17 protein-coding genes and 2 pseudogenes are annotated in these 23,134 nt (G+C 69.3%); 11 read left to right on the top strand and 8 right to left on the bottom strand.

The genetic code is table 11. From position 1 onward, the window contains the following. Positions 1-3,191 (top strand): phage tail protein (locus IE273_RS44490; protein ID WP_444545940.1); only part of this gene is annotated, 3,191 nt, incomplete at its 5' end. Next, positions 3,175-3,732: a hypothetical protein gene (locus tag IE273_RS41735; RefSeq protein WP_189820326.1), complete on the top strand. Its 558-nt coding sequence runs from the start codon at positions 3,175-3,177 to the stop codon at positions 3,730-3,732. The genes IE273_RS44490 and IE273_RS41735, both read left to right, overlap by 17 nt. 200 nt (positions 3,733-3,932) lie before the next feature. On the opposite strand, the gene IE273_RS41730 is transcribed toward IE273_RS41735, so the two are convergent. The 5 genes from IE273_RS41730 to IE273_RS41710 all read right to left on the bottom strand — a co-directional run bounded on the left by IE273_RS41730 (position 3,933) and on the right by IE273_RS41710 (position 10,143). After that, a complete protein-coding gene (locus IE273_RS41730) occupies positions 3,933-4,145 on the bottom strand; it encodes a hypothetical protein (protein WP_189820325.1) in 213 nt (70 codons plus the stop codon). 94 nt (positions 4,146-4,239) lie between these two features. Then, on the bottom strand, positions 4,240-6,369 hold the full coding sequence (locus IE273_RS41725) for an ATP-binding protein (protein WP_189820324.1): 2,130 nt from the start codon (positions 6,367-6,369) through the stop codon (positions 4,240-4,242). Further along, entirely contained in the window at positions 6,366-7,061 is a 696-nt protein-coding gene (locus IE273_RS41720) for a Pvc16 family protein (RefSeq protein ID WP_189820323.1), read from the bottom strand. Before IE273_RS41720 ends, IE273_RS41725 begins: the two co-directional genes overlap by 4 nt. Before the next feature lie 9 nt (positions 7,062-7,070). Beyond that, complete coding sequence (locus IE273_RS41715) at positions 7,071-9,191, bottom strand: VWA domain-containing protein (RefSeq protein ID WP_189820322.1); 2,121 nt, start codon at positions 9,189-9,191, stop codon at positions 7,071-7,073. A gap of 274 nt (positions 9,192-9,465) precedes the next feature. Beyond that, positions 9,466-10,143, bottom strand: coding sequence for a helix-turn-helix transcriptional regulator (locus IE273_RS41710; RefSeq protein ID WP_189820321.1), 678 nt, complete (start codon positions 10,141-10,143; stop codon positions 9,466-9,468). Between the two features lie 193 nt (positions 10,144-10,336). On the opposite strand from IE273_RS41710, the gene IE273_RS41705 reads away from it, so the two are divergent. Then, positions 10,337-11,719 (top strand): COG1470 family protein, encoded by a 1,383-nt coding sequence (locus IE273_RS41705; protein ID WP_229888115.1) that lies wholly within the window; start codon positions 10,337-10,339, stop codon positions 11,717-11,719. Positions 11,720-11,826: 107 nt separating this feature from the next. On the opposite strand, the gene IE273_RS41700 is transcribed toward IE273_RS41705, so the two are convergent. From IE273_RS41700 to IE273_RS45455, 3 genes and pseudogenes are all read right to left on the bottom strand, one after another. After that, positions 11,827-12,651, bottom strand: coding sequence for an eCIS core domain-containing protein (locus IE273_RS41700; RefSeq protein ID WP_189820320.1), 825 nt, complete (start codon positions 12,649-12,651; stop codon positions 11,827-11,829). Positions 12,652-13,311: 660 nt separating this feature from the next. Next, positions 13,312-15,264 carry an APC family permease gene (locus IE273_RS41695; RefSeq protein ID WP_189820319.1) on the bottom strand — a complete coding sequence of 651 codons (1,953 nt, stop codon included), beginning with the start codon at positions 15,262-15,264 and terminating at the stop codon, positions 13,312-13,314. Positions 15,265-15,778: 514 nt separating this feature from the next. Then, positions 15,779-16,058 (bottom strand): annotated as a pseudogene (locus IE273_RS45455) (Na+/H+ antiporter); the annotation flags it as partial. A 57-nt stretch (positions 16,059-16,115) separates the two neighbouring features. Between IE273_RS45455 and IE273_RS41685 the strand changes: the two are divergent. The 8 genes and pseudogenes from IE273_RS41685 to IE273_RS41650 form a co-directional block, all read left to right on the top strand. Continuing rightward, positions 16,116-16,726, top strand: a pseudogene (locus IE273_RS41685) (sensor histidine kinase); the annotation flags it as partial. Positions 16,727-16,911: 185 nt separating this feature from the next. Continuing rightward, positions 16,912-17,175 carry a hypothetical protein gene (locus IE273_RS41680; RefSeq protein WP_229888114.1) on the top strand — a complete coding sequence of 88 codons (264 nt, stop codon included), beginning with the start codon at positions 16,912-16,914 and terminating at the stop codon, positions 17,173-17,175. Beyond that, entirely contained in the window at positions 17,172-17,261 is a 90-nt protein-coding gene (kdpF, locus tag IE273_RS41675) for a K(+)-transporting ATPase subunit F (RefSeq protein WP_016434100.1), read from the top strand. Before IE273_RS41680 ends, kdpF begins: the two co-directional genes overlap by 4 nt. 7 nt (positions 17,262-17,268) lie before the next feature. Further along, complete coding sequence (gene kdpA / locus IE273_RS41670) at positions 17,269-18,930, top strand: potassium-transporting ATPase subunit KdpA (protein WP_189820318.1); 1,662 nt, start codon at positions 17,269-17,271, stop codon at positions 18,928-18,930. Beyond that, positions 18,930-21,059 (top strand): potassium-transporting ATPase subunit KdpB, encoded by a 2,130-nt coding sequence (kdpB, locus tag IE273_RS41665; RefSeq protein WP_189820317.1) that lies wholly within the window; start codon positions 18,930-18,932, stop codon positions 21,057-21,059. Before kdpA ends, kdpB begins: the two co-directional genes overlap by 1 nt. Positions 21,060-21,082: 23 nt before the next feature. After that, complete coding sequence (locus IE273_RS41660; protein ID WP_189820327.1) at positions 21,083-21,751, top strand: potassium-transporting ATPase subunit C; 669 nt, start codon at positions 21,083-21,085, stop codon at positions 21,749-21,751. Between the two features lie 139 nt (positions 21,752-21,890). Then, positions 21,891-22,574 carry a response regulator gene (locus IE273_RS41655; RefSeq protein WP_189820316.1) on the top strand — a complete coding sequence of 228 codons (684 nt, stop codon included), beginning with the start codon at positions 21,891-21,893 and terminating at the stop codon, positions 22,572-22,574. A 1-nt stretch (position 22,575) separates the two neighbouring features. Next, a partial coding sequence (locus IE273_RS41650; RefSeq protein WP_444545939.1) for a histidine kinase occupies positions 22,576-23,134 on the top strand: 559 nt, incomplete at its 3' end.

Here is a 23,134-nt window from a genome sequence, read left to right as displayed (position 1 = left end):
CCGCCGCGCTGGGGGAGAAGAGGAAGGCCGAACAGCACTCCGCGACGGCTCCCGCCCAGGCCCGTACCGCCGAGAGGGCACAACTGGCGACCGCCAGGTCCGGCGCGGCGGCGGCCGGAGCCCAGGCGATGAACGCCCTGACGGCGACCCGCAACGCGGCGGGCAAGCAGGTGGACGGCGGCAAGGGCGAGGCCAAGTCGAAGGACGAGCAGAAGCGCGCGGAGGTCACGGCCAAGCTCCAGAAGGTCTTCGACGCCGCTCAGAAGGACGTTGAAGGAATCCTGGAGGGCCTGGACGGCAAGGTCGACAAGCAGTTCGAGGAAGGCGAGAAGAAGGCCCGGGACGCCTTCAACGCCGACCAGAAGCGCCGGATGAAGGCGTACAAGGACAAGCGGTACGGCGGCTTCTGGGGCCCGGCCAAGTGGGCCAAAGACAAGATCGCGGGCATGCCGGAGGAGGCGAACCAGCTCTTCCAGGAGTCCCGCAAGCTGTACGTCCGCATGATGCAGGGCGTCATCTCGTCCATCGCGGACACGATCGGCACCGACCTCGGCAGGGCCAAGGCCCGCATCGCGACGGGGCGTGCGGAGCTGAGGGCGGAGGTGGACAGGCTTCCCGCCGACCTGAAGAAGTACGGCGAGGAGGCGGCCAAGGACTTCGCGGGCAAGTTCGACGACCTGGAATCAGAGGTCGACGACAAGTCGAAGCAACTGGTCCAGACCCTGGCCCAGAAGTACACCCAGGCCCTCAACGCGGTCGACGAGGAGATCAAGAAGCTCCAGGAGGCGAACAAGGGCCTGGTCCAGAAGGCCGTGGACGCCGTCGCCGGGGTCATCAAGACCATCAAGGAGCTCAAGGACCTCCTGATGGGCATCCTGGCCAAGGCCGCCGCCGCGATCACGAAAATCATCAAGGACCCGATCGGCTTCCTGGGCAATCTGGTCCGCGCGGTGGGCGCCGGCCTCCAGCAGTTCATCTCGAACATCGGCACGCACCTGCAATCGGGCCTGGTCTCATGGCTGCTGGGCACGGCGGTGAAGGCCGGCATCGAGATCCCTTCCCGGTTCGACCTGAAGGGCATCATCCAGCTCATCGCCTCGCTCCTCGGCCTGACCTGGGCGAACATCCGTGCCCGCATCACCCGCAAGGGCGTCCCCGACCAGGCGATGAACACGGTCGAACAGTCGGTCCCGGTGGCGAAGGCCCTGGCGACGGAGGGCCCGGCCGGCGCGGTCAACGAGATCCAGGCCGAGGTGGGCGACCTGAAGTCCACGATCCTGGAGGAGCTGAAGTCCTACCTGATCCCCACGGTCATCATCGCGGGCATCACCTGGATCATCTCCCTGCTCAACCCGGCGTCGGCGTTCGTCCGCGCCGTCAAGGGAATTGTCGACATCGTCACGTTCATCGTGACCCAGGGCGCCCAGATCGTGCAGTTCGTGAACGCGGTCTTGGACGCGGTCGTCGCCATCGCCAACGGGGGGTCGGCGGGCGTCCCGAAGATGGTCGAGACGGCGTTGGCGGCGAGCGTCCCGCTGCTGATCGGGTTCTTGGCGTCGCTGCTGGGGATCGGGGGGCTGGCCAACAAGATCAGGCAGGTGTTCCAGAAGGTTGCGCGGCCGGTTAATCGGGCGATCGACAAGATCGCTGCCAAGATCGCCGCGTTCGGCAAGAAGATCTGGGGGAGCCTCAAGAACAAGGTCGGGCGCAAGGGCGGGGCAGGGCAGGAGAAGAAGGACAGCCCGAGGGCCGAGACGTCCGACAAGTCGGCCGCCGCACTCCGCCAGGCGACCTCGCTGGTCAAGCCGGACTCCACGGTGGAGGGGCTGAACAGGAAGTTGCCCGCAATCAAGGCTCGGTACGGCCTGCGTTCGCTTTGCCTGGTGGTCGACCGACGCGGAACCGATCAGACGGTGATCCATTTCAGGGCCGTCAACAGTCCCTCTCAGGAGAGCAACCCGCAGACGATTGGCGTGGGGGACGGCGAGGTCGCCGTGAAGATCCGCAAGGCCATGCCCGCCCATGTGGATCGCTACGTCAAGGTCGTGCACGACTACTGGTGGAACACGTATGTCTCGAAGACGCGGCGAGGACTCAAGGATAATGCACCGACCCTATGGAAGGAGGCCGATATCGCCGGAACGCAAAGTGAGGCGCTGAAGAAGGCGGATTCACCTGAGTTCCAGAAGCCGCTGACGACCTACTTCTCGAACCCTAACCGGCGGGCCGATACGAACGAGTTCTACGAGTGGGTCTTCACGCGGGGAGCCAGCAAGGCGCGTAAGCAGTTCCTACGAGAGCTCGGTCTTCCCGTTCCGGACAAGCTCAAGGGGATAGGTCTACAACGTCTGGACGATCCGCCGGAGATGGACGACGGGTACAAGAAGCGGCTGGGTGGTGCGCTGGCGCAACTTGGACCAGGATCCTACGACGTCGAAATATTTCCCTACGGCCGGCTCAGCATGCCCAATCTGAAGCCTCCAGATCACTCCAACTTTTTCCCTATGGGGATCGCGATCGAGGAAGTGCCGGGCTTCAAGAGGATCACCACCTACCTCACCCGGGCCGGGAAGGAGTTCTTCGTCACGGAGACCGATCCGCAGCGAAGCATGACTCTGCGCGTGGAGGGCCGAGAGCTTCAGCTGAAGGTGAGCGGCGACCCGCGCGGCGTTACGGAAGATTCCCCGGGGATTGTCACGAACCTCAACCTGAACCGCTCGCACGTCATTGGAGACCTGTTCGGAGGATCGGGATACAAGGCGGCGAAGAACCTCGTCACTACCAGTGATTTCTATAACCAGGCCGTCATGGGCGAGGTCGAAGGGAAGATCGTCGACCATATGAAGGGAGTTGCGGACGAGCACGGAACCGATGTCGCCCACGCTCGTTTAGACCTGCGAGTCACGGTGACCTTCGGCGAACTCTTGAGCGACGTGCTGACGGCCATGGTCGAACATCAGCCCTGGTGGTACCAGGAAGATGCCACCGACGAGGAGAAGGAGGAAGCGAATCAGCGGTTGCAGAAAATTGTGAAAATCATGCTGAACCCACCGGTTCGACGCGTCCTGGGTGTGAAGTACGAGTGGACCGTGAAGCTTCGCACCGGGGTACAGAAGCCGGGAAGTGACGCTATCGGCGCGGATACGTATCTCTTCGTAAAGCGAGGTTCTACAGGTGACGGAGATTCGTGAGGCGGAGGAGTTTCTGAGCTCCTACCTGGATGCCGAATTCGAAGAGGCGAAGGCAGTTAGAGCAGAGTCGGATGACATTCTGGCACAGCGAACTGCTGTGAGCGAGAGCTTCATGCACGCTGTTCCGGGAGCCATCATGGCTTCCATTTATGGACGTCCACCAATGACCGATGCAGAACTCGCGGTCTACGCCCGCACGATCGGAGAAGTCGCACATCGGAAGCTGTTCCTGGTGGCGGAACACCCGAACGTTGCATGGGGGCCCATCTTCGCGGGATATATCAGTGGAAACCACCCCATGAGTTTGGGGGCTTACGGCCTGCTGTTGTACGTTGCCGACATCAAAGGACAGTCGAAGATCATTTCCAGCTACTATCCAGACCGTTTGTCAACAGCGGTTCCCACCGTGTGGCGGCACGCCGCCGGCGCGGAGTTCGGTGGCCTGCAGCCACCTGTCAGGGTTCGTGGCATTCAGGCGCCGACACGTGCCGAACACCGCCAGGACTGGGAGCAGCGCAGGAGATCGGCCCCCGAGGCATAACCTCGGTCCAAGTCCGGTAAGGACCTGCACTTTCCCTTCCGGTCTGTGCATGGTCTCGTTCGTCGGCGATGCCAAGCAGAGCCTGTTCGTTTGTGCTCCGGGTGCGACCAGACCGTCGGGTTATTGAAGTCGGAGAGCCTGGCGGAGGGGAGGAGAGCAAAGGTGGGTCGTACATGTCGGGCGGGTGAAGCGGAGCAGGCTTAGGCGGGGAGCAGGGTGGCCAGGCGATTGTGGCGGGTGTGGTCCTGGCAGAGGGCCCAAGGCGTGCTGTGAGATTGCTTGCCGTCCGCCTCAACGCTGGCCAGTTGGGTGGGACAGCCCGGGTCGATGCGGTAGGAGAAGCCTTCTCCGGTCGTCCCGGCCCCCCAGTAGCTGCCCCGGGTCAGCGGAACCCACTGGCCCGACCTGATCATTTTCCGTACGGTGTTCCGATCGGCGCTGGCTGCCTTGAACTGTGGGGCTGTTACCCATAGGGCTGTGGATAACAGGTGCAGGTGCAGGGCTCTCTCAGGCGCTGAGCAGCGACATGTACGGCCCGAACTCCGACGCCAGAGTAAGGCGGCCCAGCTTCTGGTACTCCCGTTGGATCGCGTGGATCAGGTCCGCCATCGTCACCGGCTTGCCCGACTCCGCCGCCAGGTAGGCCGCCGTCACCGCCACCGAGCGGATGTTGCCGCCCGCCAGTTCGAAGGACTCCGCGCAGAAGTCCAGGTCCAGGTCCGCGGTGCGGGGGAGGGCCGGGCCCAGGCAGCGGTCCCAGAGGGCGCGGCGCTGAGCCGGATCAGGGACGGGGAAGTCGATGACCAGGTCCAGGCGGCGGGTGAAGGCGTCGTCGAGGTTGGCGCGGAGGTTGGTGGCGAGGATGGCCAGGCCGTCGAAGGTCTCCATGCGCTGGAGGAGGTACGCGCTCTCGACGTTCGCGTAGCGGTCGTGGGCGTCCTTGACCTCCGAGCGCTTGCCGAAGATGGCGTCGGCCTCGTCGAAGAGCAGTACGCCGTTGATGCCGGCCGCCTCCGAGAAGATTCGTTCGAGGTTCTTTTCGGTTTCACCTACGTATTTGTCGATGACCGTGGCCAGGTCGACCGTGTAGAGGTCCAGGCCCAGGTCCGCGGCGATCACCTCGGCGGACATCGTCTTGCCGGTCCCCGAGTCGCCTGCGAACAGGGCCGTCACGCCTCTGCCCCGGCCGCCGCCCGGACGCATGCCCCACTCGCCGAGGACGCGGTCGCGGTGGCGGGCGCGGGCGGTGAGTTCGCGGAGTTGAGTGAGCGTATCCGGGGGGAGGACCAGGTCGGGCCAGGACACCGCCGGTTCTATGCGGCGGGCCAAGCGGTCGAGGCCCGCCGCGTTCTGTGCGCGGGCGCCGGCGCGGATGTGGTCCGGGTGGAGGGTGCCGCCGTCCAGCGTCGCGGCCTGAGAGGCTCCTTGAGCCGCCCTGGTGATCTGGTCCGGGGTGAGGAGGAAGGGGGAGAGGAGGTGCGTGAGGTTCAGGTCCGGGGGGATGGGTGCCGGGTACGCGTCTGCCCAGAGTGCCGCCCTCGCCGTCGGTTCCACCCGTGGGGCGTGCAGGAGCAGGGGCGGGCGGAGGGACCACGTCGCGTCCCACGGCACCCGGCCGATCAGCACCGCGGGGACGGGGACCTCGGTCACCAGGCGGATGATCTCCGTCTTGTCCGGCTCCCGGGTCAGGGCGTCGAGTGACGCGCACACCAGGCCGGCGGTGGTCAGCCGGGCCTCGCGGGACAGGACGCGTACCGCCTCGGTGGGGTGGGGGTCGCGCGCCAGGCGGTCGAGGTCGACGCCCAGCACGCCGCGGCCCGCGCGCGTCAGGGCGGAGGCCGCCAGCGCCGTCCCCGCGCCGCCCTGATCCTCGCGGAGGTACGCGAGCGGGACCCCGGTGGCGAGGGCACGGGCGAGTCCGGACGCGTCGCCGGCACCGGGGACGTCCTGCCGGGGGACGAGGAGGTCGACGATGCGCGGGTCGGGCGTGTCGTCGCCGAGGAGGTGGGCCGTGATCCGGTCGGGGACGCGGAGCGTGCGGGCGAGGAAGGGGCGGTCCTGGTCCTCCACCAGGAGCAGGCCACCGGCGCGAAGCGGCGCTTGGGGGGACAGGCGTGATCTGGCTCCCGCGTCGGCCGCGGACAGGCCGCACAGGCCGAGGGCGAGGCCGATGGTGGGACGGCGGCGGGTGACGTCGTCGTTGAGGTAGCCGTAGAACTGCTCGAAACGGTCGTCCAGGTCCGGGACCAGCGCGATCAGCAGGATCTCGGTGTCCAGGACGGAAAGGCCGAAGTCGGAGGCGAGGGTGCGTAGCCGGATGGCGTGGCCTGCCGCTTCGGCGGCGTCGGCGCGCGACTCCGCTTCGGTCAGGAAGTCCGTGTCCGTGTCGTCGGGGGCGGTGCCCGTGAGGGGGCGGCCGTGTTCCAGGAGGCGGTGGATCGTCTCGTCGCTCAGGTACAGGCCGCGGAACGCGTCGTCCGGGTCCGGGTCCGTGAGCTGCCGGGCGTGGACCGCCCGCCGTACGCGCTGTTCGACGAGGATCGCTCGGTCGAGGAGGTGGCGCAGGCCGGGGCCGGCGGCGCCGTCGGCGGGGTCCGTCTCCACCGACGGGGTGCGGGGGTCCGTGGGCAGCGTCATTCCGGCTGCTCTTCCGCCACGCGCGATGTGATGCCGCCCCGGCGGGTCCCGTACACCGGCAGGTTGGCGCCGCCGGGCATCCGCTGGGTGGCACCCTGGGGTGCCGGCGGGTCCGGAGGGAGTTCGCCGAAGCCGAGCCGTACTCCTTCCTCTCCGACCTGCGGGCCCGCCGGATAGACCGGGGACTCGGTGACCGGCACGCTCACCACCAGGTCGAGCGAGGGCTTGAGTTCGCCGCCGAGCGCGCTCCACACGTCGGCGAACGACCGGTCCTCGGGGGGCGGCAGTGCGACCGACATGGGGACGGAGACACCGATCTCGCCGAGTGTGCCCGTGAGTTGCTCCGCGGGCAGGGCCTCGTACCGCAGGAGGCAGGACAGGAGGGAGGAGAGGAGGCGGTGTTCGTCCTCGGGGCGTCTCGTCCAGGCGGTGATGAGATACGACAGCTTGAAGTAACGCGGCGGGCGGCGTCGGGCCACGATGGTGCCCTGCTCGTCGTACTCGTTGAGCAGACCGCGCTCACGGCGGCGCATGTCCTCACGGATGTCGTACAGGTACAGGTTGACGGTGGGGGCGTTGACCTTGGCCGCCCAGTCGCGGGTCGGGGCGTCGAAGACCACCGCCACCTGGCCGCCCGCCAGGGCGTCCGTCCGGAACATCGTGCGCAGCGCCTCGTCGACCTCGTGGATCATCGCCCGCCCTCACCTCCGGCCCGCGAAGTCGGGCGGCTGGAGGCCGCCCTGCACGATCAGCACCGGCTTCGTCAGCCGGTTCAGGCCCCGGACCCGGGCGCGAAGCGTACGCGGACCGAGCCGGTCCTTGCGCAGCACCAGCACCTGCGCCTCGAAGGTGCCGTCGCGGCCGACCCGTACGGCCGACTGTGCCGCCGTGATGCCCGGGTTCCAGCTGAGTGCGACCGTACGGCCGGGCGGGAAGTCCTCGCCGCGCGCCATCACCACTTCGCCGGGCCTCGCCACCTGCGGTGTGACGGTCAGCTGCGGCCGGAGGACGCGGATGCGGACCGTGTCGGTGTTGTTCGCGAGCCGGGGGTCGCGGGGGGAGCCGGTGACCGAGGCACGGACCTCACCGTCGACGGCGCTGTCGTAGACACCGCTCTGGGTGACGGTGACGCGTTGGCCGGGCGCGATGGTGCAGGGTTTCGCCCGGGCGCAGTTCGACAGGGCGGACAGGGTGCGCTTGCCGGTGCCCCCCGCGTGCGGCCAACTGGTGGTCAGTACGACGTTCCTGGCCGTCTTCGGGCCCACGTTGGTGAGGGTGAAGCCGGTCCGGGTCGTCAGCTCCGTGTAGGTGGGGACGGGGGACGCGGTCGCAGCCGCGACGGCGATGTCCGCCTCGTTCGGTACGGGAGCCGGGGTGACGGTGAAGGTGGCCGTGTCGGTGCCCGTATTGCCGGACGAGTCGGTGGCGGTGCAGGTGACCGTGGTGGTGCCGGTGGGGAAGCGGGAGCCGGAGGCCGGGTCGCAGGTGACCGGCAGCGTGCCGTCGACCGCGTCCTGGGCGGTGGCGGAGAAGTCGATGACGGTGCCGTTGCCGCCGGTGGCCCCGACGGTGCGGTCGTCGACCGTGACGACGGGTGCGGTCACGTCATTGACGGTGATGGTGATGTGCTCCTGGTAGTCCTCGGGGGCGGGATCGCCGGCGTCCCCGCCGCCTCCGTTCTGGCCGCCGGTCTGAGCGCCTCCGGTCTGGCCGCCATCCCGGGTACCGCCGCTGCCGGAATCACCCTGGGCGTCGTCGGCTTTGCCGTCCGCTCCCTCGGGAACGGTCCCGGGCCCGCGGAACTCCCGGGCCGGCGTCACATCGACGGGCGCCTGCCCGCTCGGCGGCGCGCCGTCCAGCAGGAACTGGACGGTGCAGCTCAGCGTCATGCCCTGCGGGGCGTCGACCGCCAACGTGATCTTCTCGTCGAAGGCGGCGGTCTCTCCGCTCGTCACACGTCGGCTCGGCGGGGTCAAGGTGACGGAGAGGGCGGGATCGCAGCTGACCGTCCGATGGCTGACGGTGGTGGGCAGGTTGGTCAGCCCCGCTGCGACGGTGTCGGCGACCTGGTCAGCGTCGATGTTCCGGAAGAGCTTGCCGCCGGTGGCCCGGACGACCTTGGTCGCCTCATCGGGGTCGTGGGTCGGTTCCCGGTTCTGCGCGGGGCCGTTGCCGTTGTCCCCGTTGCCGTCCAGCCCGTCGCCGAGTTCGGTCGCCACGTCCACGCCGATGACCCGCGCACCCACGTTCGTCAGGGCGTTGACGGCGTCGGTGAGGCTGTGCCCCTTACTGGGGTCGTGACTTGAGGCGTCCCCGACGAGCACCACCACGGGGCTCGCGCCGTCGCGGAAGACGGTCTTGCCTCCCGCACCGTTGCCGATCTGCCACAGGGCGTTGATCCAGTCCTCCGCGGGGCCCGGACTGTAGGCGCCGCGGTCTGCGGTGAGTTGATCGACGCCCCTCTGTACGGCGCCCAGATCGTCCGTGAGTTCCTGGAGCACGGTGAAGACGCGGTCTCCGTCGACCTCCTGATCCCCGAACGTGGCCACCGCGAAGCGGGAGTCGGGCTGCTCCTCGCGTACCCGGTCGGTGATCCTGCTCAGGTTCGCCTGGACGTTGTCGATGGTGGGCTGCATGCTGCCCGTGCCGTCCACGAGCAGGACGACGTCCGGTCGGGGCGGCACCACGGGCGTGCGGACCCGCTTGGCCACCGTGAGCGAGCCGCCCGGGTCGAGCGCCTCGTCCACGACGGCGGGGGTCACCGTCGGCTGCGGGACGACTTCCGCGACCCCGTCGGCGGCACTGACGACGCCGCCGACCACCAGGAGCAGTACGGCGGTCAGCAGGCCGATGCGGACTCCGTGAGGACGCGGACCGGCAGGTGGGCGAAAGCGCCGGAATCCCCTTACAGAACGCACTGAACACCCCACTCAGGCTCCCGACCGGCCCAGTCGGGTCCGGACTCTCGCGATTGGCGCGCTTGCTCCCCACCATCACGGATCACCGGCGTGCGCGGCAGCGGGGTACGAGCCAGCCTTTCGGGAACAGCCGGATGCCCCATGAGGCATTACAGGCGCTATCTGCGCGCGCAATGCCTCAAATCAACCCCTGGCGCAGGGCGTATGCCACCGCATGCGAGCGGTTGCGCAGATTGAGACGGGACATGACGGCGTGCAGAACGTTTTTGATCGTGCGTTCGGAGTAGGAGAGCTTTACGGCGATGTCGGCGGTGTCGTATCCCTCGGCCACCAGTCGCAGTACCTCGATCTCACGAGCCGACAGACCGGTGAAGCTGAGCCCGTGCGGTGCGAGCACCTGTCCCTGGAGCCGTCCGACCTGTTCGAGCAGGCTTCCGAGCAGGTCGGGCGGCACCCGGCCCTCACCCTTGGCCACGGAGCCGATGACCTGCGACAGGCGTTCCGGTGTCGCCTCGGAGCGCCGGACGACGCCGAGGAAACCGCATTCGGCGGCGTTGACCAGTTGCTGTTCGTCGACATGAGTGGTGACCAGTACCCCCCGCGCCGTACCGGTCCGGTGGATCTGGCGCAACAGTCGTAACGCGTCGTCATCGATGACGTCGAGGACGACGACCACCACCTGCGGCGCGTCCTCCCCGTCCCATTCGACGATCTTGACTTCGGGCCTGGTGCGTAGCTGGCTGGCCACTCCGGCCTGCGAGACCGGGTCCTGGGCGCGCAGCGCCACCGTGATGCGCTCTCCGCTCGTCTGCAACACGTCGCTCCCCCTCTTCGGGCGACTGAAGGAGAACGCCATGGAGAAATGAAAAGATCGTGAACATGGCATCGTCACGTTTCATTCACGTGGGTCCCCCCGTTACCAAGTGACTACAGTAATGCCCTCGATTCACCAAGGGAATTACTCGTGACTCCCCGGGCATCGGGATTGCCCGAAAGTATTCCTGCGTGGCCGGTCCTGGTAGGGCGCGGCCGGCAATACGGTGCGCGGCATGAGTGTTTCGGCAAGCCTGGACGAGTCTTCCGTCACCGTCGAGCCGGGCGGCGAAGCGGATCTTGCGGTGCAGGTGGTCAACTCGGGGAACATCGTCGAGGAGTGCCGGTTCGAGGTGGTCGGTCCGTGCGCCGACTGGGCCACGGTGGAACCGGAGAGCCTGTCGCTCTACCCGGGCGCGACCGGCAGCGCCACCGTCACGCTGCGTCCGCCCCGCGCCGCGCAGGTGGCGCCCGGCGAGACACCGCTCGGGCTGCGCGTCGTGCCGACGACCGACGGCAGCGAGCCGGTGGTCCTCGAACGGAGCGTGTCGGTACGGCCGTTCACCGAGATCACCTCGGAACTGGTGCCCCCCGCTTCGAGCGGTGCGTGGCGTGGGCGGCACAAACTGGCCGTGGACAGCAAGGGCAACACGCCCGTCACGATCGCACTGAGCGCGCGGGGGGCAACCGAACGGTCGCGGCTCGCCTTCCATCCCGCCGAGGTGGAGATCCCGCCCGGCCAGGCCAAGTTCGCCACCTTGACCGTGCGTCCCGCCAAGCGGCTGTGGCGCGGCACGCCGATCACCCATCCCTTCCAGGTGATCGTGACTCCCCGGGTGCCGGAGGGGCACGACCCTGACGGGCCGGTGGTCCTGGACGGTTCCTACGAGCAGCAGGCCATCCTGCCCCGCTGGCTTCCCCGTGCCCTCGCCGTGGCGGTGCTGGTCGCGGCGGCGTTGGTGGGGCTCTGGTACTCGGTGCTGCGGCCCACCGTACGATCGGCCGCCCGTGAGGCGGTCACGCCGCAGGTCGTCGCGTCCGCGGCACGGCAGGGGAACGCCACTTCGGACGGGGGCAAGAACGGACAGGGGCAGGGGGCATCCGGCGGTGGCGCGAGCGCGAGCCCGGCCGGCTCCGGCGGCACGCCGACGTCCCCGAACGCCGGCGGGAGCGCCAAGCCCGGCGGGAGCGCCAAGCCGGGCGGGAGCACCAAGCCCGGCCGGCCCACTGAGCCCGGCGGTCCCGCGGTACCGGAGAGCGCCCGGGTGCAGGTGCGGGACGCGGTGGGCGGCGGCGCCACCCGGCGGACCGCCTACGCTGTCCCGAAGGGCAAGACCTTCGAGCTCACCGACATGGTGGTCCAGAACCCGCAGGGCGACGCGGGCACGCTGGTCGTCTCCACCGGCGACGGGCAACTGCTCAACCTGGCGCTGGAGAACTTCCGCGACTCCGACTACCACTTCGTCACCCCCGTCCAGGTGCGGTCGGGGGGCCGGGTCACCATCACCGTGAGCTGCCGGGAGGTGGGCAAGCCGGTCAAGGCCCCGGCACCGGGGCAGTGCTCGGAGTACCTGTTCCTCGGCGGCAAGATCGCGGCGAACGGGGAGGCCGACGGCTGACCGCCGGGCTCGCGGGACCGGAAGGGACGCGCGAGACAGACCGGAAGGGGCAGGGGATCGGCATCGCCCGCCCTCGGACGAACGTGTGGCCGCGCGGACCCACAGGATCAGGCCTCGGACGCGGACTCCTCCTCTTCCTCGCTCCCGCCCTCCGCGGCCCGCTGTACGAACGAGCCCTGCACGTCCGCCGGTTCCTCCTCCCCGTCGGCAGCCTCGCGCTGCACCGGGGCGGTGACGGCGGGAGCGGACGACGGCGCGGCCTGAGGGGATGACGCCTCGGGCACGGGCACGGGCGCGGACGCGGGCGTGGGAGCGGGGGCGGCCAGCGCGCGCTCGGCGTTGGCCGACGCCTCCTGCTCGAAGCGGTCGGACGGGTCGCTCACCCGGATCCCGCCCGGCGCCTCCGTGCCGTCCACCGGGCCGTTGCGCTGCTGGATGACATGGGTGAGTTCGTGGGCGAGCGTGGTACGGCCCTGGTGCGAGGAGAAGTCGTGACTGTCCCGCTGGAAGACGATGTTGTCACCGACGGTGTAGGCGTGGGCGCCGATCTGCTTCGCCGAATCGTGTGCCGCCGAGCCCGTGTGCACGCGTACGGAGGAGAAGTCGGCGCCGAGCCGGCCCTCCATGTCCGTGCGGGTGTCGGTGTCCAGGGGCTCACCGCCGCCGGACGAGAGCACGTCGTGGACGCTGGAACGCGGCTCGCGGTGCTCCGGTTCCCCTTCGGCGTCCCGCTGGAGCGCCGCCCCGACCGCCGCGTTGCCGACCGCCCGCTGAAGGGTGGTCATCCCTGAGCGGCCGATCACGTCCGTACGCCCGGCCGCGGCGGCCTTCAGCAGATGCGGAAGCTCCGCCGACGCCTGGTCACGGCTCTCCCGGCCGGCCTTGACGGACTCGTCGTGCTCGTGGTCCCGTCCCTGATCGTGTGCGCGCATCTGCCGCTCCCCGCGGAATGCCGGTTGTCCGCCTCTGGCGTCAAGCGTCACGGGCGGCGCCGGTCCCGTCCAGGCCCGGCCGTGCCGGGAAGGGGCAACCAGGACTGCCCCTTCGGGCAAGGCCCCGGCCGTTCGGGCCACCGGTGCCGCGGGCGCCATTCGGAGAGCAGGAGGACGACCCCGCCCCGGCAACGGCGTCGGGGCTGGTCAACACGTGGCCGGCGCTGGCGTAGCCTGCCGAGGACAGGCGTCGGGCCTCGGGGATGGCAATCAGCTGGGGGCCCGAGAAGCGGGCGTCGGGACGGAACGAGTTCGACGCGCGCAGCCCTGCGGCCTTGAGCCGGCCGGCGGACTTCAGCCCTTGCGGCAACCGCGGGGAGTGCTGGAGCAGGCTCCTCAAGACGTCGTACGGCTGGGCGTCCGGGTCTTGGACGTGGACCGGCGCGCCGAACCCGGCTGGTCGACCGGGGCGCGGGAAGCCTGACGCTGATGCGCGCCCCAGTGACGGTCGCCGGCACGGCCCGCCGGTCCACCGCGTCACATACCGCTGACGCCAGGTAGTCACAGGGGTGACGGCGACCGCCGCTGACGGCGACCGCACTGACGGGGGGTCCTGGCGTCGTACGGGCCGATCCTGCCGCGATCCTTACGCCGCCGTCCTCAGCCCGTGTGCACGCGCGGGCGGCGTGCGCGGTTCGGTTCCGCCAGGCGCAGGACCTCTCGGGTCACCGGGGCGACCTCGCCCTGCCCGAAGAGGAAGAAGCGGAGGAAGTTGGCGAACGGGGTGCCCTCGGTCCACTCGAAGTAGATGTGCGGGGTGCAGCCGGTCATGTCGCGGACGTGCAGGAGCAGGGCCGCCAAGGCGTTGGAAATGGAGGAGTGCTCCAGGGTGAGGACGCGGTAGCGGCCGTGCAGCACCTCGCCGCGGACGGTGAGGCCCCCTTCGAACTCGGACGGGTCGGTGACCGTGACCTCGGCGAAGACGAAGTCCTCCGTCATCGGGATGTCGTTGTCGATTCGTATCTGCTCGATCTTGTCGCGGTACTCGGCCTTGTCGCGCAGTCCGGGCTTGTTCGCGATGAAGCGGATACGGCGGTGGGACATGTCCCTGATGAATCGTTCCGCCATGTCGTCCAGCTGGACCTGCGTCACCCGCAGCTCGAAGGCGCGGGCCAGGCGGGACAGCAGCGACACCAGGATGATGCCGATGATGAAGCAGGCACCGATCTTCACACCGTCCGGGCGCTCGATGACGTTCACGACGGTCGTGTACAGGAACACCGCCGAGATCACCGCGAAACCGACGGTCCAACCGCGCTGGCCGGCCTTGTGCGCGGCGATGGTCACGGCGATGGCGGCGGAGCTGATCAGGACCAGGACGCCGGTGGCGTAGGCGCCGCCCTGCTTGTCGACGTTGGCGTCGAAGACCCAGGTGACCAGGAAGGCGATCAGGGTGAAGACGATGACCATCGGACGGACGGCCCGCGCCCAGTGCGGGGCCATGCCGTAGCGGGGCAGATAGCGCGGCATCAGGTTGAGCAGCCCGGCCATCGCGGAGGCGCCGGCGAACCACAGGATGGCGATGGTGGAGATGTCGTAGACCGTGCCGAAGGCGCTGCCCAGGTACTCGTGCGCGAGGTAGGCGAGCGCGCGGCCGTTGGCCTGGCCGCCCGCCTTGAACTCCCTCTCCGGGATCAGGACCGTGGTGATGAAGCTGGTGGCGATCAGGAAGCAGCTCATGATCAGCGCGGCGGTGGTCAGCAGCTTCTTCGCGTCGCGGATACGGCCCGCGGGGTGCTCCTCGGTGTCGCCGGCGTCGCCCCTCACATGCGGCATGACGGCGACACCGGTCTCGAAGCCGGACAGGCCGAGCGCGAGTTTCGGGAAGACGATCAGTGCCACGCCGATCATGACGAAGGCGTTCCCGTGTTCGGCCGTCAGGGCACTGGACCAGTCGGTGACGAGGTGCCCGGCGGTGACGACGTGCCACAGGCCGGTGATCACTACGACCACGTTGAGCGTGAGGTAGACGCCGACCAGGGTGACCGCGACACCGATGGCCTCCAGGAAGCCCTTGAGGAACACGGCGCCGAGCAGCGCCACCAGCAGCAGGGTGATGAGCATCTGCTTGTCGTGCAGGGCGCTGGTCAGGTGCGGGTTCTGCACCAGGTGGGTGGAGGCGTCCGCGGCCGAGAGGGTGATGGTGATGAGGAAGTCGGTGGCGGCGAAGCCGAGCAGGGTGAGCACGAACAGCTTGCCCTGCCAGAACGACAGCAGCCGCTCCAGCATCGCGATCGAGCCCTCGCCGTGCGGGCTCTCCTTCGCCACCCGGCGGTAGACCGGCAGGGCGCCGGCAAGGGTGACCATGACGAGCACGATCGTCGCGATCGGCGAGAGCAGACCGGCCGCGAGGGCGGCGATGCCGGGCTGGTAGCCGAGGGTGGAGAAGTAGTCGACACCGGTCAGGCACATCACCCGCCACCAGCGCTGTCCCTGGTGCGGGGGCTCCGGCTCGGCGTGCGGCCCGGTGTGGCCGCCCGCCTTGCCCATGTCGGACAGCCCCTCCAGCATCCAGGCACGCAGGCGGTGCGGCGGGCGTTCGGTTGTGACCATCGACGTGCTCCTGCTGCGCGGATTGGCGTGGGGGGTTTCCGGCCATCACGCTGACGGCCGCACCAGCGTAAGCAAGGAGTGACACCCGGGCCCATGGATGACTCCTCCGAACGCGTCAAGACCGCGTTAAGACCCGCTCCGCGCTCGCAGGCGGCGTGTCAGGAGTCGCAAGTCAGAGCCGTTCCCCGGGTCGCCCGTGCCCTTCGGGGTCAGAACGGACCAGGTCAGGGTGGCGGCTACCTGGGGTCATGGCCAGGATGCGGCTCGCACGGTCGTGCAGCGAGCAGTTCCAGCCGGGGGTGCGCCGCCGGGCTGTGATGGCGACGCACAGGGAGGTGACGCAAGCGGGGCGAGGTGGTGGTGCCGGGGGGTAGGACGGCGACATCGGACGCCGACTCCGTACGCGCCGTTGGTACGGACGCGTCCTGGCCTCCGCCGGCCGGGCCTCCTCCAGGCCCAGGGAGCGCCACAGCGCCGTCGGGTGGTGTCGCTGATGCGGTGGATGTCATAGACGTTCCGCGAGTTCTTCCAGGCGGCCCAGGTCGGCGTGGGCGAGGTGGGAGCGGGCTTCGGCCTCCTCGTGTGGGCGGGCGCCAGGGCGATGCCGGAGCGGCGGAGAACCGGGCGAGGGCGAGGCCCCGCACGACGAGGGTGACCACCACGGCCGACGTGGTGAGTACGAGCACCAGTGGCCGGTCCGCCAGGGCGGTGCCGTTCTTCGCGACCTCCGGGATGGACAGGACGGCCGCGAGCGGCGGCACGCCCCGGGTACCCGCCCAGGTGAGGACCATCGGGCGCCCTTGAGCCTCCCCCGGGCGTCCTGTGCCTACCGCGGCGGACTCTTCGAGGAGATGGATCTGGGCGCGCTGCTAGCCCGGCGCCCGCAGGTGGCGATCGTCGACGAGTGCGCGCACAGCAACGTCCCCGGCGACGGCCGCAACCCCAGGCGTCGGCAGGACATCGAGACACTCCTCGACGACGGCATCGACATGATCACCACGGTCCTCGCCACCGCCGACGAGTCCATGGCCAAGCTCAACCGGCCGGCGGAGAACCTCCTCTACCTCAGCCGCATGGCAGCGGGCGCCCTCACCCTCGACCTTCGCGCCACCTCGCTGGAGGAGGTCCTCCCGACGGCACTCGCGGACGTCCCCGACGCGGACGTAGTGGACCTGGAGGAGATCCCGGCGGTGCTGGCCGACCCGCCGCTGCTGGAACGGTGATCGCCAACCCGGCCGCCAACGCCGCCCGCCACACGCCGGACGGCAAGAAAGTGCTGTTCACCGCCGGCGTCCTGGCCGACCAGGTGGAGCTACGGGTCGTGGACCGGGGACCCGGCCTGCCCGCCGAGGGGCGCGACCGCCTCGCCGAGCCGTTCCAGTGCCTCGGTGACACCGACAACGCCACCGGCCCCGGCCTCCGCCTGGCCCTGGCTCGCGGCCTGACCGAAGCCATGAACGGCGACAGACTCGCCCTGACGGCCGGTCCGCCCGCTTCCTGACCGCCCTCGTGCTTGCTCCCCTCCGCACGAGCCTGTCGCACACCGCCCGAGCGGCTGTGCCAGAGGCTGTCGCAGAACCAGCGCGGCGCCGCCCGTGCGCAGGGAGACGCCGGCGCGGTGATCCGCCGGCTGCGTTTCCGGCTGCCGTGACCCGGGTCACCGTTGGTCACGGCAGCCGACGCACCCGTACCGGCCCGGCGCCGTATGAGACCCGTCAAAGCCGTGAGCGTCGCCGTAAGGGAGCCGTCAACGGGTGGTCGGATCCGGCCACAGAGGCGGTTTCCTCTAAACGTCCCGTTCATCGAACCCCACTCCAGGAGCTCGCGATGGCCGATCTGGCCTTCGTCGTCACCGTGCTCGCGTCGTTCGCGCTGGTGGCCCTCATCGCCAAGGGGGTGACCAAGCTGTGACCGCCGAGAACATCGTCGGCCTCGTCGTGGCCGTCGCCCTGCTGGGCTATCTCGTCCTCGCCCTGATATTCCCGGAGAGGTTCTGAGACAGACATGGGTCCTGTACTCGCGGGCGTGCTCCAACTGCTCGCCCTCATCGGCGCGCTGGCCCTCGCCTACATCCCCCTGGGCACCTACATGGCCAGGGTCTACTCGTCCGACAGACATCTGCGGATCGAGAAGTGGATCTATCGCGGCATCGGTGCCGACCCCGACACGCAGATGCGCTGGCCCGCGTACCTGCGCAGCGTTCTCGCCTTCTCCGTGGCGGGTGTCCTCTTCCTCTACCTGCTCCAGCGGCTCCAGGGCGTGCTGCCCGGCTCGCTCGGCTTCTCCTCGGTCGACCCGGCGCAGTCGTTCAACACGGCCGTGTCGTTCGTGACCAACACCAACTGGCAGTCGTACTACGGCGAGCAGACGATGGGTCACGTCGTGCAGACCGCCGGTCTGGCCGTGCAGAACTTCGTCTCCGCGGCCGTCGGCATGGCCGTCGCCGTGGCGCTGGTGCGCGGGTTCGCACGCTCGCGCACCGGTGAGCTGGGCAACTTCTGGGCCGACCTGGTGCGCGGCACGCTACGCGTCCTGGTGCCGATCGCGGCGGTCGCCGCCGTCGTGCTGGTCGCCTGCGGCGCCATCCAGAACTTCTCCGGCATCCACGAGGTCGGCCAGTTCCTGGGCGGCTCCCAGCAGTGGAACGGCGGCGCGGTCGCCTCGCAGGAGGCCATCAAGGAACTGGGCACCAACGGCGGCGGCTACTTCAACGCCAACAGCGCCCACCCCTTCGAGAACCCGACGCCCTTCACGAACCTCCTTGAGATCTTCCTGATCCTGGTGATCCCGTTCTCCCTGACCCGCACCTTCGGCGTGCTGGTCGGCAGCGTGAAGCAGGGCTACGCGATCCTCGCCACCATGGGCGTCATCTGGCTCGGTTTCACGGCCCTGATGATGGGGACCGAGTTCGCCCACCACGGCCCCGCGCTCCAGATCGCGGGCGGGGCGCTGGAGGGCAAGGAGGTCCGCTTCGGGGTCGGCGGCTCGTCGATCTTCGCGGTGGCCACGACCCTGACCTCGACCGGTGCGGTGGACTCCTTCCACTCCTCCTTCACCGGCCTCGGGGGCGGCGTCACGATGCTGGGCATGATGCTGGGCGAGATCGCGCCCGGCGGTGTCGGTTCCGGCCTCTACGGCATCCTGATCCTGGCGGTCATCGCGGTCTTCATCGCCGGGCTGATGGTGGGCCGTACGCCCGAGTACCTGGGCAAGAAGATCGGCGCCCGCGAGATGAAGCTCGCCGCCGCCTACATCCTGATCACCCCGGCGCTGGTGCTCGTCTTCACGGCCGCCTCCATGGCGCTGCCGACCCCGCCGCACTCGATGCTCAACCCGGGCGCGCACGGCTTCTCCGAGGTGCTGTACGCCTTCACCTCCGCCGCCAACAACAACGGCTCGGCCTTCGCCGGGCTGAACGCGAACACAGACTGGTTCAACACCATGACCGGGCTCGCCATGCTGTTCGGCCGCTTCCTGCCCATGGTCTTCGTCCTGGCGCTGGCCGGCTCGCTCGCCGGGCAGAAGCCGATCCCGGTCACCGCGGGCACCCTGCGCACCGAGAAGCCGCTGTTCACCGGCCTGCTGGTGGGCGCGATCCTGATCATCACCGGTCTCACGTACTTCCCGGCCCTGGCGCTGGGCCCGCTCGCCGAGGGGCTGGCGTGATGACCACCCGCACAGAGAAGTCAGAGGACTCCATGTCCACAGTCACCCCCACCCGCGCGCCGCACAGCGACGTCCCCACCGGACACCACCCCAGCGAAGGCCGTGTCGGAGCGGGCCTCTTCGACCCCGGGCAGCTGGTCGATTCGCTGCCGGAGGCGTTCCGCAAGCTGGACCCGCGGGTGATGGTCAAGTCGCCCGTGATGTTCGTGGTGTGGGTCGGCTCGGTGCTGACCACCGCCTTCTCCTTCAAGGACCCCGGTGACTGGTTCGGCTGGACCATCAGCGCCTGGCTGTGGCTGACCGTCGTCTTCGCCAACCTGGCGGAGGCGGTCGCCGAGGGCCGCGGCAAGGCCCAGGCCGACACCCTGCGCAAGGCCAAGACCGACACGGTGGCCAGGCGGCTGGTGAACGACCGTGAGGAGCGGGTCCCGGGCACCGAACTGCGGATCGGCGACCTGGTGGTCTGCGAGGCCGGTGACGTGATCCCCGGCGACGGCGATGTCGTCGAGGGCGTCGCCTCGGTGGACGAGTCGGCGATCACCGGCGAGTCCGCGCCGGTCATCCGTGAGTCCGGCGGCGACCGCAGCGCCGTCACGGGTGGCACCAAGGTGCTCTCCGACCGCATCGTCATCAAGATCACGACGAAGCCCGGCGAGACGTTCATCGACCGGATGATCAGCCTGGTCGAGGGGGCGGCCCGGCAGAAGACGCCGAACGAGATCGCGCTGAACATCCTGCTGGCCTCGCTGACCATCGTCTTCCTGCTGGCCTGCGCCACGCTGCCGCCGTTCGCCACGTACGCGGGCACGCACCTGACCATGGTCGTGCTGGTCGCCCTGCTGGTCTGTCTGATCCCCACCACCATCGGCGCCCTGCTCTCCGCGATCGGCATCGCGGGCATGGACCGGCTGGTGCAGCGCAACGTGCTCGCCATGTCGGGCCGTGCGGTCGAGGCCGCCGGTGACGTCTCCACCCTGCTGCTGGACAAGACCGGCACCATCACCCTCGGCAACCGCCAGGCGTCGGAGTTCGTGCCCGTGCGCGGCACCACCGAGGCCCAGGTGGCCGACGCGGCCCAGCTCTCCTCGCTGGCGGACGAGACACCCGAGGGCCGCTCGATCGTCGTGCTGGCGAAGGAGCGGTACGGGCTGCGCGAGCGCCACCAGGGCGAGTTGGCGGGAGCCGAGTGGATCGCCTTCACCGCCCAGACCCGCATGTCCGGCGTGGACGTCGACGGACGCCGCATCCGCAAGGGCGCCGCCGGTTCCGTCATCGCCTGGGTGAAGGAACAGGGCGGCGACGTCGCCGAGGACGCCCAGGCACTGACCGACCGGATCTCCGAAGCCGGCGGCACGCCGCTGCTCGTCGCCCTCGAAGACGCCGACGGGGCACGGGTCCTGGGCGTCATCCACCTCAAGGACGTCGTCAAGCAGGGCATGCGCGAGCGGTTCGAGGAACTGCGCCGCATGGGCATCAAAACGGTCATGATCACGGGTGACAACCCGCTCACCGCGCAGGCCATCGCCGAGGAGGCGGGCGTGGACGACTTCCTCGCCGAGGCCACCCCCGAGGACAAGATGGCCCTCATCAAGCGGGAGCAGGCCGGCGGCAAGCTCGTCGCGATGACCGGCGACGGCACGAACGACGCCCCGGCCCTCGCCCAGGCCGACGTCGGCGTGGCGATGAACACCGGCACGTCGGCCGCCAAGGAGGCCGGCAACATGGTCGACCTCGACTCCAACCCGACCAAACTCATCGAGATCGTCGAGATCGGCAAGCAACTCCTCATCACCCGGGGCGCGCTGACGACCTTCTCCATCGCCAACGACGTCGCGAAGTACTTCGCGATCATCCCGGCACTCTTCGCGGCCGTCTATCCGGGCCTGGACAAGCTCAACATCATGCGGCTGTCCTCGCCCGACTCCGCGATCCTGTCGGCCGTCGTCTTCAACGCCCTGATCATCATCGCGCTGGTGCCGCTGTCGCTGAGGGGCGTGCGGTACCGGCCGATGAGCGCGGACAAGATGCTCCGCCGCAACCTCGGGATCTACGGCCTCGGCGGCCTCGTCGCCCCCTTCATCGGTATCAAGATCATCGACCTGCTCATCTCCCTCATCCCCGGGCTGTGACGTCAGAAAGCGTGCTGATCGCCATGAACAACTCCGTATCCGGCACCGCCCGGTTGCTCGGGGCGGGCCTGCGCGCCCTCCTCGTGCTGACCCTGGTGACCGGCGTGATCTACCCGCTCGTCGTCACCGGTGTGGCCCAGGCGCTGTTCGGCGACAAGGCCAACGGCTCCGAGACCAGGGCGGACGGCAAGGTCGTCGGCTCGTCCCTGATCGGGCAGTCGTACAACCTGCCGTTGAAGAAGGGACAGCAGACGCCGGAGCCCGACCTGAAGTGGTTCCAGGGCCGCCCGGCCAACGGGCTCGGCAGCAACGGCATCAACACCCGGTACAAGCTGCTGTTGTCCGGCGCGACCAACCTGGCCGCCGACAACAAGGTCCTGATCCAGCAGGTGAAGGACGCCAAGGCCGCCGTCATCAAGGACAACTCGGTGCCCGGCTACACGGTCAAGGCGTCCGAGGTGCCCGCCGACGCGGTCACTTCCTCCGGTTCCGGCCTGGACCCGGCGATCTCCCCGCAGTACGCGCGGATCCAGGCCCACCGGGTCGCCGAGAAGAACGGACTGCCCGTCGCCAGGGTGGCGAAGCTGGTGAAGGACCACACCGAGGGCCGCACCCTCGGCTTCATCGGCGAGCCCCGCGTGAACGTCCTGGAGCTCAACATCGCGCTCAAGGACCTTCTCGCGAAGCACTGAGGGGGCGGCACGACATGCGCGGGAGCCGGCGGCCGGGAGTCATCCCGAATCCTGATCCGCCGACTCCCGCCGTCATGACGCCGGTTGCCTCGCGTCCGGCGCCGTCCGGCCGACACACGACAGGAAAGGCACACACCCCATGACCAGGGTGTTGGTGGTGGAGGACGACCCGCAGCTCGTCCGGGCCCTCGTGATCAACCTGAAGGCACGCAAGTACGGGGTCGACGCCGCGCACGACGGGGCCACCGCCCTGCGGCTGGCCGCCGCTCGTCAGCCCGACGTGGTGATGCTCGACCTGGGGCTGCCCGACATGGACGGTATCGACGTCATCAGGGCCCTGCGCGGCCGGAGCCGGGTGCCGGTCCTGGTGCTGTCCGCCCGGCAGGCGTCCGACGAGAAGGTCGCCGCGCTCGACGCGGGCGCCGACGACTACGTCACCAAGCCGTTCAGCATGGACGAACTCCTCGCGCGGCTGCGGGCCGCGGTACGCCGCACCGAGGACGCGCCGCTCGCCCCTGAGACGACGCTCGTCGAGACCGGGGACTTCAGCATCGACCTGCTCGCCAAGAGAGCCGTGCGGCAAGGCCGGGACGTGCGGCTGACCCCGACCGAATGGCACCTGCTGGAGATCCTCGTGACCAACCCGGGCCGGCTGATCACCCAGAAGCAGCTCCTCCAGGAGGTCTGGGGCGTCCCGCAGACCCACAAGACCAACTACCTGCGGGTCTACATGGCCCAGCTCCGCCGCAAACTGGAGACGGACCCCTCCCACCCCCGCTATCTGATCACCGAGCCCGGCATGGGCTACCGGTTCGAGGGCTGACATGGCACGCGGCAAGCTCCGGATCTACCTCGGCGCGGCACCCGGCGTCGGCAAGACGTACGCGATGCTGTCGGAGGCACACCGCCGTACCGAGCGCGGCACCGACTGCGTGGTCGCCTTCGTCGAGCACCACCACCGGCCCCGCACCGAGGTGATGCTGCACGGACTGGAACAGGTGCCGCGCAGGCAGATCGCGTACCGGAACAGCGTCTTCGCCGAGATGGACGTGGACGCCGTCCTGCGGCGGGCCCCCGCCGTCGCCCTGGTCGACGAGCTCGCCCACACCAACGTCCCCGGCTCCCGCAACGCCAAGCGCTGGCAGGACGTGGAGGAGTTGCTCGCCGCCGGTATCGACGTCGTCTCCACCGTCAACATCCAGCACCTTGAATCGCTCGGCGACGTCGTGGAGTCGATCACGGGGATCCGGCAGCGCGAAACCGTGCCCGACGAGGTCGTACGGCGCGCCGACCAGATCGAGCTGGTCGACATGTCCCCGCAGGCCCTGCGCCGCCGCATGGCCCACGGCAACATCTACCAGCCGGACAAGGTCGACGCGGCCC

Source organism: Streptomyces olivaceoviridis (assembly GCF_014650115.1).
Classification (GTDB): Bacteria; Actinomycetota; Actinomycetes; order Streptomycetales; family Streptomycetaceae; genus Streptomyces; species Streptomyces olivaceoviridis.
Note: the sequence above shows the minus strand (reverse complement) of the source record. Positions and strands in the feature narration are given on the sequence as shown.